The 14753-nt window shown below is 57.6% G+C and carries 16 protein-coding genes and 1 tRNA gene; 5 read left to right on the top strand and 12 right to left on the bottom strand.

Annotation, left to right across the window (positions count from 1 at the left end):
- Positions 1-6: 6 nt before the first annotated feature.
- The 7 genes from rbsD to CKW18_RS08230 form a co-directional block, all read right to left on the bottom strand.
- The gene (gene rbsD / locus CKW18_RS08260) at positions 7-411 is read right to left on the bottom strand and encodes a D-ribose pyranase (RefSeq protein ID WP_095188383.1); all 405 of its coding nucleotides are present in this window, start codon (positions 409-411) and stop codon (positions 7-9) included.
- Positions 408-1325, bottom strand: coding sequence for a ribokinase (gene rbsK / locus CKW18_RS08255; protein WP_095188382.1), 918 nt, complete (start codon positions 1323-1325; stop codon positions 408-410). The genes rbsD and rbsK overlap by 4 nt, the downstream gene beginning before the upstream one ends.
- 24 nt (positions 1326-1349) lie before the next feature.
- The gene (locus tag CKW18_RS08250) at positions 1350-2369 is read right to left on the bottom strand and encodes a LacI family DNA-binding transcriptional regulator (RefSeq protein ID WP_095188381.1); all 1020 of its coding nucleotides are present in this window, start codon (positions 2367-2369) and stop codon (positions 1350-1352) included.
- A 3-nt stretch (positions 2370-2372) separates the two neighbouring features.
- On the bottom strand, positions 2373-3350 hold the full coding sequence (locus CKW18_RS08245) for an ABC transporter permease (protein ID WP_095188380.1): 978 nt from the start codon (positions 3348-3350) through the stop codon (positions 2373-2375).
- Positions 3347-4900: a sugar ABC transporter ATP-binding protein gene (locus tag CKW18_RS08240; protein WP_095188379.1), complete on the bottom strand. Its 1554-nt coding sequence runs from the start codon at positions 4898-4900 to the stop codon at positions 3347-3349. The genes CKW18_RS08245 and CKW18_RS08240 overlap by 4 nt, the downstream gene beginning before the upstream one ends.
- A 56-nt stretch (positions 4901-4956) precedes the next feature.
- Positions 4957-5913, bottom strand: coding sequence for a sugar ABC transporter substrate-binding protein (locus CKW18_RS08235; RefSeq protein ID WP_095188378.1), 957 nt, complete (start codon positions 5911-5913; stop codon positions 4957-4959).
- Positions 5914-6114: 201 nt separating this feature from the next.
- Entirely contained in the window at positions 6115-6567 is a 453-nt protein-coding gene (locus tag CKW18_RS08230; protein WP_095188377.1) for a hypothetical protein, read from the bottom strand.
- Positions 6568-6915: 348 nt separating this feature from the next.
- On the opposite strand from CKW18_RS08230, the gene CKW18_RS08220 reads away from it, so the two are divergent.
- From CKW18_RS08220 to CKW18_RS08210, 3 genes are all read left to right on the top strand, one after another.
- Positions 6916-8004 (top strand): asparaginase, encoded by a 1089-nt coding sequence (locus CKW18_RS08220; protein WP_095188375.1) that lies wholly within the window; start codon positions 6916-6918, stop codon positions 8002-8004.
- Positions 8005-8201: 197 nt separating this feature from the next.
- Positions 8202-8471 (top strand): DUF1654 domain-containing protein, encoded by a 270-nt coding sequence (locus tag CKW18_RS08215; RefSeq protein WP_371857618.1) that lies wholly within the window; start codon positions 8202-8204, stop codon positions 8469-8471.
- Positions 8472-8475: 4 nt separating this feature from the next.
- Positions 8476-9165 carry an endonuclease gene (locus tag CKW18_RS08210; protein WP_095188373.1) on the top strand — a complete coding sequence of 230 codons (690 nt, stop codon included), beginning with the start codon at positions 8476-8478 and terminating at the stop codon, positions 9163-9165.
- A 55-nt stretch (positions 9166-9220) separates the two neighbouring features.
- Here the strand turns inward: CKW18_RS08210 and CKW18_RS08205 are convergent, their stop codons facing one another.
- Positions 9221-10132 (bottom strand): siderophore-interacting protein, encoded by a 912-nt coding sequence (locus tag CKW18_RS08205; protein WP_095188372.1) that lies wholly within the window; start codon positions 10130-10132, stop codon positions 9221-9223.
- Between the two features lie 87 nt (positions 10133-10219).
- Complete coding sequence (locus CKW18_RS08200) at positions 10220-10588, bottom strand: SPOR domain-containing protein (RefSeq protein WP_095188371.1); 369 nt, start codon at positions 10586-10588, stop codon at positions 10220-10222.
- A gap of 250 nt (positions 10589-10838) precedes the next feature.
- Between CKW18_RS08200 and csrA the strand changes: the two genes are divergently transcribed.
- Complete coding sequence (gene csrA, locus CKW18_RS08195) at positions 10839-11033, top strand: carbon storage regulator CsrA (protein ID WP_003179932.1); 195 nt, start codon at positions 10839-10841, stop codon at positions 11031-11033.
- Between the two features lie 232 nt (positions 11034-11265).
- Here the strand turns inward: csrA and CKW18_RS08190 are convergent, their stop codons facing one another.
- On the bottom strand, positions 11266-11721 hold the full coding sequence (locus tag CKW18_RS08190; protein WP_095188370.1) for a DUF2214 family protein: 456 nt from the start codon (positions 11719-11721) through the stop codon (positions 11266-11268).
- Positions 11722-12191: 470 nt separating this feature from the next.
- Positions 12192-12268: transfer RNA gene (locus tag CKW18_RS08185), tRNA-Val, on the bottom strand.
- A gap of 184 nt (positions 12269-12452) precedes the next feature.
- On the opposite strand from CKW18_RS08185, the gene CKW18_RS08180 reads away from it, so the two are divergent.
- Positions 12453-13736 (top strand): FAD-binding oxidoreductase, encoded by a 1284-nt coding sequence (locus CKW18_RS08180; RefSeq protein ID WP_095188369.1) that lies wholly within the window; start codon positions 12453-12455, stop codon positions 13734-13736.
- A gap of 45 nt (positions 13737-13781) precedes the next feature.
- Here CKW18_RS08180 and CKW18_RS08175 read toward each other — a convergent pair whose 3' ends face one another.
- Positions 13782-14753, bottom strand: coding sequence for an XdhC family protein (locus CKW18_RS08175; RefSeq protein ID WP_095188368.1), 972 nt, complete (start codon positions 14751-14753; stop codon positions 13782-13784).

Genomic DNA, 14753 nt, shown 5'->3' with positions numbered 1-14753 from the left:
CGTAAATTAGAACGTGACACCGGCCACCAGCACGATGTTGCAGTACGGCTGACATTCGCCTGTACGCACAATCGCCCGCGCCTGACGGCTGAGAACCTTGAATTGCTCGTGACTGAGCAGATCCCGACGACCCAGTGCACCTTCTTGATTCAACTCGTCCAGCGCAGTCAGCGCTGTCGGTTGCTTGTCGAAAATCTCTTTGGCCAGCGCATGGCTTTCGACCTGCATTTCGCTGAGCACGACCTTCAGCGTGCTGACGAAATCCGGAACACCGTGGGTCAGCGCCAGATCGATCAGTTCAACACCCGGCGGCACCGGCAACCCGGCGTCACCAATGACCACCATGTCGCCATGGCCCAGGGAGGCGATCAGCCGCGACAACGCGACGTTGAGCAAAGGAGTCTTTTTCATGCGGGTTTAAACGCCTGTACGTCGGACATTGTAGGGATAGAAGGCTGTGCGCCGGCGCGAGTCACCGACAATGCGGCGGCAATCTGCCCGTAGCGAATCGCTTCGGCCTCAGACTTGCCGGCTGCCAGCGCAGCGGCAAAACCGCCGACAAAGGTATCCCCCGCCGCCGTGGTATCGACCGCTTTCACTTTTGGCGCCGGGAATTGCTCAAAACCCTTGCCGTTGGCGAACAAGGAGCCCTCGGCCCCCAGAGTGATGATTACTTTGCCCGCGCCCATCGCAATCAGCTGACTTGCCGCGGTTTTTGCGGTTTCCAGTGAGTCGACCGGCAAGCCGCTCAACGCGGCGGCTTCGCTCTCGTTGGGAATCAGATAATCGATTGACGCGAACCACTCTGTCGGCAATGGACGGCTGGCTGGCGCCGGATTAAGGATAACGGTCTTGCCCAACTCACGGGCGCGCTTTAGCCCGTAGCCCACCGTTGCATCCGGAATTTCGAGCTGACAAATGACCACATCGGCAGCCCGCAATACCGCATCGAACTGGTCGATCACCGCTGGCGACATTGCACCGTTAGCTCCGGCGACAATCACAATGGCATTCTGACTATTGTCATCAACCACAATCAACGCCACACCACTGGAATCCTCAACGACGCTCACCGCCTGACAATCGATCTGTTCGGCCAGCAAGGCGTCACGCAATTGCACGCCATAGTCGTCGTTGCCAACGCAACCGACCATGGCCACTTGTGCCCCCAGTCGCGCGGCAGCCACGGCCTGATTGGCGCCTTTGCCGCCAGACACGGTGGCGAAGGAATGACCGATCAGTGTTTCACCGCCCCGGGGCAGCCGAGGTGCCCGGGTCACCAGATCCATGTTCAGGCTGCCTATTACCACTACATTTGCTGGCATACATCATTACTCGTCAATTCGGTTTCAGCGGTATTCGGTGAACACGCCGGACAGCGGCGCGGTCGACTCGCGCAAGACAATACTCGGGGTCACGATCCGTTGATCGGTGCCCAGGCTCGGGGTAGCAATCCTTCGCAGCAATACTTCGGCCGCCATCTCGCCCAGTTGCAGGATCGACTGGCCGACGGTGGTCAGTGCCGGGTAGACGTAACGGCTCATCTGGATATCGTCGAAGCCGATGACTGACAGCTCGGTGGGCACTCGCACATTACGCTCTGCCGCCGCGCGCAGCACACCGATACCAATCATGTCATTACCCGCGAAGATCGCGCTCGGCGGATTCTTTTCAAGCAAAACGGCCGCAGCGTTGTAACCGCCGGTACTGGTGAAGTCACTTTCCAGCATGCGCTCCTGGCGCACCTCGATGCCGGCCTCTTTCAGCGCCCGGCAATATCCGGCCTGACGCATTTGCGCCACGCTTGTGCTCGCCGGGCCACCGATGGTCGCGATGTCGCGGTGACCCAGCTCCAGCAGATGACGGGTGGCGAGGTACGCGCCGTATTCATGATCGATGCGCACCAGATCGGCATCAACGCCGTCCAGTCCACGGTCGACTATCACCATAGGCGTTTTCACCCCGGCCAACCCCTGCGCCAAGCCACTGTCACCGCCGGCAGAGGCAACGATCAAGCCGTCGATGCGCTTTTCCAGCAGAACACGCAAATAGCTTCGTTGTTTTTCCGGATTGTCGTCGGAGTTACAGAGGATCACGCAGTAGCCGTTACGCTCGCAGTAATCCTCGATGCCCCGCGCCAGTTCAGCGAAGTACGGGTTGAGACTGTTGGGCACCAATAAACCAATAGTTGCAGTGGTCTTGGCTTTCAGCGAACGCGCCACCGCACTGGGTACGTAATCGAGGCTCTTGATGGCTGCCTCGACTTTCAGCCGCACTTCCTGACTGACCGGCCGGGAGTTGTTCACCACGTGCGACACGGTCGTATAGGAAATCCCCGCGAGAGCCGCCACATCCTTGATCGTCGCCATGTCTCAGCCCCGCCGACTGGCGCGTTGGCTGCGATAGGTATCGAGCACTACCGCAATGACAATCACTGCGCCGGTGATGATGCGCTTGGTCGGCTCGGTTGCACCGATCTGCGCCAGACCGGCCGCCAGTACGGAAATAATCAACACACCGAAGAATGTGCTGATTACCGAACCCCGGCCGCCCATCAGGCTGGTGCCGCCGATCACTACCGCGGCGATCACTTGCAGCTCCAGACCGGAACCGGCATTCGGGTCAGCCGCTTCCAGACGGGAAATCTGAAACAGCGCGGCGATACCGGCCAGCAGGCCCATCAGGCTGAAGACCAGAATCTTGTAGGGCTTCGGATTGATCCCCGCCAGGCGCACAGCCTCTTCGTTGGTGCCGATGCCGATCAAGTAACGGCCGAACACCGTGCGCGTCAAAACCGCCTGCGCGACAAAGATCACCAGCAAGGCAATGATGAACGATGGCGAGATACCGAACGCGATCGGGTTCGACAGCCAGGCAAACGAATCGCCGATGTAGGCCGTGCGCGAACCCGTCATCTGGTAAGCCAGACCGCGGGCCATTTCCAGCACGCCAAGGGAAACGATAAACGAAGGTATCCGCCACGCTACGGTGATCGAGCCAGTGATGGTCCCGGCCAGAGCCGCAACTGCCATGCCGAGCAGCGCCGAGGGCAAGACGCTCCAGCCCCAGCCGAGCATGGCGACGCTGACCGTCGATGCCGCCAGCGCCAGCACCGAGCCCACCGAAAGGTCGATGCCACCGATGATCAGCACGAAGGTCATGCCCACAGCCAGAACCATCAGGTCGGGGATCTGGTTGGCCAGCGTACTGAAGGTGTTATAGGACAGAAAGTGGCTGCTCAAGACCGAGAACAGCGCGATCATCGCCAGCAAGGCACCGGCCAGGCCGAGATAGGTGCCCAGTCCGTAGAAATTGCCACTACGTTTGCTGGCAGGAGATGCAGTTTTCATGGGAGATCCCTAGGCGCCGCTTCGTTGAGCAACGCATCACGTTTTTGGTAGCCGGCGAACGCGGCGGCGAGCAAATCATCCTGGGTCCAGCTGTCACGCTCAAAGGTGTCGATCAGACGTCCGGCCGACAGCACACCGATTCGGTCGCAGATCAGCATCAATTCACGCAGGTCACTGGACACCACCACCAGCGCTTTGCCCTGGCGAGTCAGTTCACCAAGCAAGGCATAAATGTCGAACTTGGCGCCGACATCGATGCCCCGGGTCGGCTCATCGAACAACAGCACCGAGCAATCTCGCTCAAGCCAACGGCCGATCACGACTTTCTGCTGGTTGCCGCCGGACAACTCGGACACCAACTGCGTAGGGCTGGAACTGCGGATTCGCATGGCATCGATCTGACGCTGCGCCAAAGAGATTTCGTCGCCATTGTTGACGAAACCAGCACTGGAAATTTCCGACATGTTACCCAGGGCGATATTGGCGCTGATCGACTGGCTGAGCAGCAAGCCTTCGCCCTTGCGGTCCTCGGTAATCAACGCGATGCCATTGCGCACCGCATCCACCGGCGAACGCACGTTCACCACTCGCGCTGGCGAGCCCAGCGCAATCGTGCCGCTGTCGGCGACATCGGCACCGAAAATCAAACGCAGCAGTTCTGTGCGCCCTGCTCCGATCAGCCCGGAAATCCCGTAGATCTCCCCGGCCCGCACTTCGAACGAGACATCGCGCACTTTGTCGGAGCGAGTCAGACCTTTGATCGTCAACGCTGGCGCGCCAATCTTGCGCGGCCCCATGTCGATATGCTCGCCCAGTTCACGGCCGACCATCAGCGTCACCAGTTGCTCGCTGTTGTAGTTGGCCATCGGCTCGACGCAGACCAGATTGCCGTCACGCAGTACGGCAATGCGTTGCGCTACTCGCGCCAGCTCTTCCAGACGGTGGGAAATGTAGATGATCGAAACGCCCCGCGCCTGCAAACGGGTGATCTGCTCGAAGAGCATTTCAACTTCACGCGCGGTGAGCATCGCGGTCGGCTCGTCGAGAATCAGTACATGACAATCGCCGATAAGATTACGGGCGATTTCGACCATCTGCTGATGCCCGATGCCCAACTCCCCGACCAGCGTGTCCGGATCGATCGCGTCGAGCCCGACCTGCGCCATGGCTTCGATGGCGTCTTTACGCAATTGCTTGCGGCTGATCCAGCCACCATTGCTCGGCAGATTGTCGAGAAACAGGTTTTCCGCAACCGACAGCGTCGGTAACAGATTGAGTTCTTGCATGACCATGCGCACGCCGAGATCTTCAGCCTGGGTGCGACTGCCTGGGCAATAGTCCTTGCCCTGATATTGCATCTGGCCGGTGGTCGGAGTGACCAAGCCGCCAATGATCTTCGACAGGGTGCTTTTCCCGGCGCCATTCTCGCCGGTCAGCGCCAGCACTTCACCGCGCATCAGCGTCAAATCGATGCCGGCAAGCACCGGTTGCGCATAGGTCTTACCGATACCGCGGACCGAGAGGACAGCGTTCGGGGCGGAAACTGACATAAAAACTCTCCATGCGCTCGCCCGGACGGACGAGCGCCATTGTGTCGCCAGAAGACTTACTTGGTGACCAGCTCGACCGGCGTTTCAATCACGCCATTGGCACCGCTGTCGACCTTCTCGCCCTTGATGATTTTCAGCGCGGTCTCGATGCCGAACACAGCTTGTTTGGCGGCATATTGATCGGCAGTCGCCAGGACACGACCATCCCTCAACATTGGCTTGATGGCATTGATGTTGTCGTAGCCGACAACCTGCACCTGACCCGCCTTGCCGGCGGCACGCACGGCGGAAACGGCGCCGACAGCCATGCTGTCGTTACCCGCCAGCAGCGCTTTCACATCCGGGTATTCACTGAGAATCGAAGCGGCAACCTTGTTGCCTTTGTCGATTTCCCAGTCACCGGACTGCAGGGACACGATCTTGATCTGCGCCGCCTCCATCGCATCCTTGAAACCAGCGGTACGCTGCTGGGCATTGGTCGTCGTGGAGACGCCTTCAATGATGCCGACTTCGTCACCGGCCTTGAGCTGCTTGGCCAGGTACTCACCGACCAGACGTGCACCTTTGCGGTTGTCCGGGCCTACGAATGGCACGCTGATGTTTTTGCTTTTGACGATTTGCGGATCGAGCTGGTTGTCGATGTTGATCACGGTGATGCCGGCGTCGACGGCTTTCTTGATCACCGGCACCATGGCCTTGGAGTCAGAAGGTGCGATGACCAGGGCATTAACTTTGGCCAGAATCATTTGCTCGACGATGCGGGTCTGGCCCGCCGTGTCGGTTTCGTCCTTGATGCCGTTGGAGATCAGGTCGAAATCGGCGGAGTGTTCTTTCTGGTAGGCCTTGGCGCCATCTTCCATGGTCAGGAAGAACTCGTTGGCCAGAGATTTCATGACCAGTGCGACTTTAGGTTTTTCAGGGGATTCGGCGAACGCCGAAGAGACAGGTAGTGCAGCGGCTGTGGCAGCCAGCATAGCGACAGCAAGAAGACGTCCAGCAAATGGCAGCTTCATGGGTTCACTCCGATCTTATGATTATTGTGAGCAACGCTTGCGCTGGCTTAAGCTCCGTTGCTTGCACCGAGAGCATAGTGCACCGGGAAAGCCGCGCAAACGTTTGCGTAGACCGAACTATGCGAATCCCGCCGACATTTGTCAACAATCAGAAATCGTCATTTATTGTAGGTCGAATCCACCGACTCGCCCTATCAATGCTTACACCGTTGTGCTGACCAGGTTACCGCTCGTGGAGTCCTTGGACATTTCCTTGAGCAGTGCACCTGCGACTTCCATCAACGCGCCGCTGGTTTGCGCGATCTGCCCCTGAATGGACATGACCGCCTGCGACTTGGCTTCGGGCGTTGGATAGCTCGCCGCTTGTGCTGCCGCCAGTTGCTGTTGCTGCTCCTGAAGCTGCTTCTGTAATTCTTGCATCCGTTTGAGCAGCATCTTGACGGTAATGCTCAGATTATCGCCGCTGCTCTCGGCAGCCTTGCTTGCTTCCTGTGCGGGACCACCGGTTCTGACCTGATTGCTCTCTTCTTTCTCGATGCCCAGCGCCTCGGCAGAAGCGTCCGCTTCCGCTTGATTCAATGCATTGATCGTCGCTGCGGTTTTGCCGCCGATGGTGACGGCACCGGGGTTTGAAAGACCGATCGTCAGTGACATGTGAACTCCCAAAATTTCAGATTCCTTGAACACCCATCGGCCTGCGCGATGGTTTCTTTAGCAAAGAATCTGAAACTGCAATCCAGTTTGCTCGACAGAAGCAGTAGTCCTTTTCGGGGAGCCGAACGCGAAAGGAACCATTGTTCGGAAACCCGGATGAAGGATTTACCCTGCGAACTTAACACTTACAAAATCTTGATATAAATCATCAGGTTAAACATTTCCCTGGCGCAAAGTACGTCTGGTACAAATCCTGCTCCTTTCATCGCACTCCGGGCATCCAGATCGGCTCGGGGCGCATCTAGATGAACCTGCATCAGCACCGTCTCACTACTAGAGAGAAAAATAATGACATCTGCTTTCAAAACCTTCGTTCCGGGCACCTTGGCCCTCCTCCTGCTCCTGCCTACTGCCCTACAGGCAAAAGAAGCCGAAACACAGACCAAACTTGCCAACGTCGTAGTACTCGCCACTGGCGGCACCATTGCCGGCGCCGGTGCCAGCGCAGCCAACAGCGCCACTTATCAAGCCGCCAAGGTTGGCGTTGAACAACTGGTTGCCGGTATCCCCGAACTGAACAAACTGGCGAATGTGCGTGGCGAACAAGTCATGCAGATCGCTTCGGAAAGCATCACCAACGACAACCTGCTGCAGTTGGGCCGTCGTGTCGCCGAACTGGCTGACAGCAAAGACGTCGACGGTATCGTCATTACACACGGCACTGACACCCTGGAAGAGACCGCTTACTTCCTGAACCTGGTAGAGAAAACCGACAAGCCGATCATTGTTGTAGGCTCGATGCGTCCGGGCACCGCCATGTCGGCGGACGGCATGCTCAACCTGTACAACGCCGTGGCCGTGGCCAGCAGCAAAGAGGCACGCGGCAAAGGCGTACTGGTGACCATGAACGATGAAATCCAGTCCGGTCGCGACGTCAGCAAAATGATCAACATCAAGACCGAAGCATTCAAAAGCGCATGGGGCCCACTGGGCATGGTGGTTGAAGGCAAATCCTACTGGTTCCGCCTGCCAGCCAAGCGCCACACCATGGATTCGGAATTCGACATCAAAAATATCAAGAGCCTTCCTGATGTCGAAATCGCCTATTCCTACGGCAACGTGAGCGACACCGCCTACAAGGCACTCGCCCAGTCCGGCGCCAAAGCCATCATTCACGCCGGTACCGGCAACGGCTCGGTGTCCTCCCGCGTGGTTCCATCCCTGCAAGCATTGCGCAAGGATGGCGTGCAAATCATCCGCTCGTCCCACGTTAACGCTGGCGGTTTCGTTCTTCGTAACGCCGAACAGCCTGACGACAAGTATGACTGGGTCGTTGCTCACGACCTGAATCCGCAGAAAGCGCGCATCCTGGCAATGGTCGCACTGACCAAAACCAACGACAGCAAAGAGCTGCAACGGATGTTCTGGGAATACTGATTGAACTTCGCCCGACCCACTCTTGGTCGGGCATCCTTCCACCACCTGCCGACATTGGTGGGTGGTGCGACGCCTACAAAACGTCTGCATTTTTCCTACAAAAAATCGACAAGGCTCACACCAAAACAAGAAAAACGCTGTCAGAGGATTTTCTTGAATTTTAAGCAGTTGCGAAAATGCTTACAGTTAAATACTGTATGCACGTACAGCTTAATAAGGATAACCTCGTGGCCACCTCCCCTGATGCTCCTGACGCTTATGAACGCATGGGTATGCGCGTTCAGAAAATCATCAATTCCCCCACCGCACAAAAAGCCAAAGCTGCACTGATCTTCCGCCTCCCGGAAGAGCCGATGGATGACTGGGAGCGCCTGCTCGAGGAAATCGACGAGAACGACAACGTCACCCTCGCCTATCGAGACGATGGCGGCGTGCAGATTTTTTGGGTTGTGCCGAAGGAAGATTGATTCAATGATTTCCCGCTGTTTTGCTTTGCTGTTGCTGTTCATCGCCATGGGCGCCCAGGCTGGCGCGCCTCGCACCTTTACCGAAGCCAAGAAGGTCGCCTGGAAACTGTATGCGCCGCAATCCACCGAGTTTTATTGCGGGTGTAAATACACCGGCAACAGGGTTGATTTGAAAGCCTGCGGCTATGTCCCCCGCAAAAATGCCAAACGCGCATCGCGCATCGAGTGGGAGCACATCGTGCCGGCCTGGCAGTTCGGCCATCAGCGCCAATGCTGGCAGGAAGGTGGACGCAAGAACTGCACGCGTTACGACCCAACCTATCAGAAAGCCGAAGCTGACCTGCATAACCTGGTGCCGAGTATTGGCGAGGTCAACGGTGATCGCAGCAATTTCAGTTACGGCTGGCTGCCCGTGCAATCCGGCCAGTACGGCTCATGCCTGACCCAGGTCGACTTCAAGGCCAAGAAGGTCATGCCCCGCCCTTCGATTCGCGGCATGATCGCCCGCACCTATTTCTACATGAGCAAACAGTACGGCTTGCGCCTGTCGAAACAGGATCGCCAACTTTACGAGGCGTGGGACAAGACCTACCCAGTGCAAGACTGGGAACGCCAGCGCAATCAGAGCGTGGCGTGCGTGATGGGGCGCGGCAATGAATTTGTCGGCCCTGTGAACATGAAAGCCTGCGGCTGATCGCAGCACAAAAAAGAAAGGCCTCGAACGCCAAGTTCGAGGCCTTTCTTTTTGGCTAACCGCCGGATTTGTTGTAACGCCAATAGCCCATCAGATTGAGTGATTCGCGAGGGATACCGCATTCCTTGATCAAGTATCTGCGCAGGCTCATCACCGCCGCAGACTCTCCGCCGACCCAACCGTAAAATCCTTCCGGGGCCGCCTCGGCAGTTTCCCAGAGAATGTCCTTGTCTATGTCGACATTGACCAACTCGACCGCACGCCCCGCCGAAGAGATACAAACAGGCAGCTTTGCATCGCACACCGCTTTTACCATCAAAGCTCCGGCGACCGCTTCAGGCGCTTGATCCCGGATCAACCACCGCGCTGACAGCCCGGGCCAGTCAGGAATGGCAAGCCTATCCAGAGCGCTATCCACTTCGAAGAACGCCTGGACCTGGGGTGGCTCAGCGAGCCCCGCCAACTCATCAAGAATACCCATGGCAGCCGGCAGCGCAGTCGCGTCAGCGACGAGTAGAACGTGCTTGAGCACTTTCGGCGGCTTCCATTCGAATCCACCAGCATCGCGGGCGGAGAAATGACGGTCAGGCGCGAGGACCTGCATCGACTCACCCGGTTGCGCTCGCAGTGCCCAACGCGAAGCCGGGCCGGTCTCACCATGCAGGACGAAATCGATATCCACCTCCCCCAGTGAGGCGCGCAAATGGCGAATCGTGTAGGTGCGCATGGCGGGACGTCGATCCGCCAGCATCGCCCGGAAGCGAGCGTACCAACCGTCTCCTTGGGAAAGTCGTGATTGCGAACCATCGGCGGCCGGAAAAAACAGCTTCACCCGTTGATCCGGCGCCCAAGTGGCCATTTCGTTGACTGACGGGCCGCAGAGCGTGATCCGCATCATATGCGGGCTCAACTGCGTTTTACGATGCAAGGTGACATCGAACAATTTGTAGGGGTTGGCGGAGGCCATGGGGAGCTCCTTCTGGAAATCATCAGCGACTTCAAAAGGAACGAATCGCGTTGGATGACCTTTAGGCAGCTCCGCCGAATGAATCGCTTACGGCGTGAGCGGATGCTCAACCAACACCGATTCGACATTCTGCTTTTTGGCCTTCACCAATGCCGCATCGACTTGCACCTTTCGAGCTTGCGCCTCGGCCTGGGAGTTGAACGGGCCAATCAGAATCCGCGTTTTGCCGCTAGCGTCCTTGATGACCGTCGGCACGAAAGCATGTTCGATCAGCCAGCCACTCAAGTCGCTGACTGCCTGAGGCGTTTCACCGCGCACCTCGAGATCCCACTGCGGCGCAGAGGCTACCGCAGGAGCGGCGGCGACTGTCGTTTTCGGCTTTGGAGTATCAACACTCTTGCCCTCCCCACATCCTGCCAATGCCAGTGCCGCGACTATCCAGACCAATTTGCGCACAACGCTTTCCTCGAAAATCTCAAAGCGGCGATCTTATCATTCATAAATACTTCGCGAGCCCCGCAAAATGGGCACAAAACAACGAGATTGATGATTGCAGCCTCTGTATAGTTACGCCCTGGGAATTAATGCCACATCTGCGCGTCAGAAAGAGGCACCCAAACCATGAGAAGTCGCACTAATCTATACGTACCACCGACCTCTGCACTGTCTGAATCAGGTGCCCTACAAAGCAATCAAGGAGAAGACCATGCTGATACTCACCCGCAAAGTCGGTGAAAGCATAAACATTGGTGATGACATCACCATCACCATTCTGGGCGTTAGCGGCCAGCAAGTACGAATCGGTATCAACGCTCCGAAAAACGTTGCGGTGCACCGTGAAGAGATTTATCAACGCATTCAGGCCGGTCTGACCGCCCCGGACAAGCCACAAACTCCCTGAGTCGCCTCGCAGTCAGTAGCCAGTTCGTTTGCCTCGTGTAATGACTGGCTAGAGATTCACGCGCCGTATTGCCATCCGCTCCCCACTCCGTTGGGCACGGCGCCTGACACGCAACGCCCCTTCCGATCACTCTCACTTCTATATTCCTATCCCCTGTTGCCGCCCGATACTACCTGCCATTTTTAAGACTGGCTGTCGGACGTTTCCGACAGATCACAGGGAATTCGCCCTCCTAAGAGAATGTCACGCCTCGCGCCATACCTGTGGCCGCTATTACCATCAACACGAGCAACAGCGCCTCGATATGACTGATTCGCGAGTACAACTTTGCACGCCCCGTTTCGGGTGCCGCACCGCGCGCTGATGCGATTCGCCATTTGACCAATGTGATCATCGGTGCGAGCTCTATCAGCAGGATGAGCACAAACAGCGTCATCTTCAGATGGAACAGCGGCTGATGAAGATAGTAGTCAGTGCCCTTTTCATATCCACCAAACGCCCGCATCCCACCCGTCACAAGCAGAATCAACGCAGAAATACCCCATAGATTATCGGCGAGCAAAACCCGTCGGGCCTCCCCCATGCCGGCGGCCAAGCGACTGAACGCCGCTCCGCGCGTCAGCACTGCCCAAAAGCCCAAGGCAAAAGCCAATAGATGAATAGCCGCCAGAAACCAGTGAACCAGCATCGACACACTCCTTTTGAAAGCGTTGGAAATCGGCCAGTCAGTAGTAGTTGAAAATGTTCGGATTTGCCCGCGCAGGGTCGCCGGACAAAGAGGAAGCACCGCGAAAGCCAAATCGCAGGCAAAAAAAATCCCAAGCAGCTGATGGAAGCTTGGGATTTAAAAATGCATAAACCGTGGTGGTGAACGCAGGGCGGATGTTACTGAAATCCACGTTCGGTAACAACGTTTTTTTGATAACCGGTTAGTTCGTAACATCCGTAAGCCATTAAATATCCACAGTATTTTCATGGACGATAGACCAGGCGCATTGAAATATCGAGCGATTCAGATCGAAGCAGAATACCCACCTGAAAAACAACACCCAGATACCAGAAAGGAGCAAGGCCAGGAATTTCGCAAATCGCAGACAACAAAAAAGGGCCCACCTTTCGGTGGGCCCTTCTAGACCGCCCAGCAGAGCGGATTTTGTTTGGTAGGCGCGATTGGACTCGAACCAACGACCCCCACCATGTCAAGGTGGTGCTCTAACCAACTGAGCTACGTGCCTGCTGTGAGGCGGCATTCTACGGAATTCCGGAGGGGTGTCAACACCTTTTTTTCACCTAACCCTATGAATATGCAAAATATTTAATTTCCGGCCAGCCAGGAAGATTTTTCCGGTAGCTGGCGGAGGTTTTTCAACTCGGGTAGGATCAGCGCACTCGTAAAATATATTAAACAGAGGCTGCAGGATGGCGACCACCCTTTACCCAGAGTCTTATTACGCTGCGTCGGCGAATGCCGTACCGCCACGTCCGGCCTTACAGGATGATGTGGAGACGGACGTGTGTGTGATCGGCGCCGGGTATACCGGGCTATCCTGCGCGCTGTTTCTGTTGGAGAACGGTTTTCGCGTGACCGTGCTGGAAGCGGCCAAGGTCGGCTTCGGCGCATCGGGCCGCAATGGCGGGCAGATCGTCAACAGCTACAGCCGCGACATCGACGTGATCGAACGCACCGTCGGTCCCAGGCAGGCGCAATTGCTTGGGCAGATGGCTTTCGAAGGCGGGCGCATCATTCGCGAACGCATAGCGAAGTACAACATCCAGTGCGACCTGAAGGACGGCGGTGTGTTCGCAGCGCTGTCGGCCAAGCAGATGGGGCACCTGGAATCGCAGAAGCGTCTGTGGGAGCGCTTCGGTCATACACAGCTCGAACTGCTCGATCAACGCCGCATTCGCGAAGTCGTGGCCTGCGATCAATATGTAGGCGGGATGCTCGACATGAGCGGCGGGCATATTCACCCGCTGAACCTGGCGCTCGGTGAAGCGGCTGCGGTGGAGTCCTTGGGTGGCACTATCTATGAACAATCGCCGGCAGTGCGTATCGAGCGCGGCGCCAACCCTGTCGTGCATACGCCGCAAGGCAAGGTCAGGGCCAAGTTCATCATCGTTGCCGGCAACGCCTACCTCGGCAATCTGGTGCCGGAACTGGCGGCCAAATCCATGCCGTGCGGCACGCAGGTGATTACCACCGAGCCTCTGGGCGATGAACTGGCAAAGACCCTGCTGCCGCAGGACTACTGCGTCGAAGACTGCAACTACCTGCTCGACTACTACCGACTGACAGGTGACAAACGCCTGATCTTCGGCGGTGGCGTGGTGTATGGCGCACGGGATCCGGCGAACATCGAAGCAATCATCCGCCCGAAAATGCTCAAGGCATTCCCGCAACTCAAAGACGTGAAAATCGACTACGCGTGGACCGGAAATTTCCTGCTGACACTGTCGCGCTTGCCGCAGGTAGGTCGCCTGGGCGACAACATCTATTACTCGCAAGGCTGCAGCGGGCACGGTGTGACTTATACGCATCTGGCCGGCAAGGTGCTGGCTGAGGCATTACGTGGTCAGGCGGAGCGTTTTGATGCGTTCGCTGATCTGCCGCACTACCCGTTCCCTGGCGGGCAAATGCTGCGTACACCGTTTGCGGCGCTAGGCGCCTGGTATTACGGTCTGCGCGACAAGTTCGGGATGTAAAAAAGGCCGCTGAAAAGCGGCCTTTTTATTCAGCGCGAAACACTGTCAGAGCTGATCCCGAGTAATCCCGCTACGAATCCGCAAGATATCGGCAAGCACCGCCAAGGCAATCTCCGCCGGGGTCTTGCTGCCGAGGTTAAGCCCGATCGGCGCATGGATCCGCGCCAACTCGCCCTCCCCCAACCCGCCAATACGGCGCAAACGCTCGAAGCGTTTCTGCGACGTCTGCTGCGAACCCATGACGCCGATGTAGAACGCTTCGGTGCGCACAGCCTCCATCATCGCCAGATCGTCGATGCGCGGATCGTGGGTCAGTGCCACCACCGCCGTGTCGCGATGACAGCCACCGTCGGCAATGAACACCGAGGGCAATTGCCGACGAATCTCCACACCGTTGAGCACCACACCTTCCAGCACCTCATCGCGCGGATCACAGAGAATCACCTCAAACCCCAAACCCACCGCGAACTCGGCACACGCCTGCGCGACGCTGGAATACCCGGCGAGCAACAAGCGCTGAGCCGCGCCGACACGGATGCGTACACGATCAATCTCACGTTCGATCCGCGCCCCCTGCTCGCGATCAGCAAACAGACTGCGCGCACCGTTGACCAGATCTACCTCGCGAATCAGCCGACGCCGACCGAGCAGCGCCGACTCCAGCTCATGCAGATGCGCCTGCACATCACAGCCAGCGTCAAATTTCTCTACCAGCACATCGAGAATGCCGCCACAAGGCAGGCTGACCCGCGAACGCGGATCTTCACCCTCCCCGTAGCGCACCACGTTGACTGCATCGAGAAACGCACCTTCGGCGACACGCTCGAGAAAATCCTCCTCGACACAACCACCCGACAGCGACCCGATCCACTGTCCACCGTCGTTCACTGCCAGCAGCGAACCCGGCGCACGCGGTGCCGAACCATAAGTGGTCAGCACGGTGCAGAGCCAGATGCGCCGCCCCGCCAACGACCATTCCAGGGCCCGTTGCACCACTTGCAGATCAAGATGCTGCAT

This window comes from Pseudomonas sp. Irchel 3E19, assembly GCF_900187585.1.
Lineage (GTDB): Bacteria > Pseudomonadota > Gammaproteobacteria > Pseudomonadales > Pseudomonadaceae > Aquipseudomonas > Aquipseudomonas baetica.
This window is presented reverse-complemented; position numbering and strand designations above follow the sequence as displayed.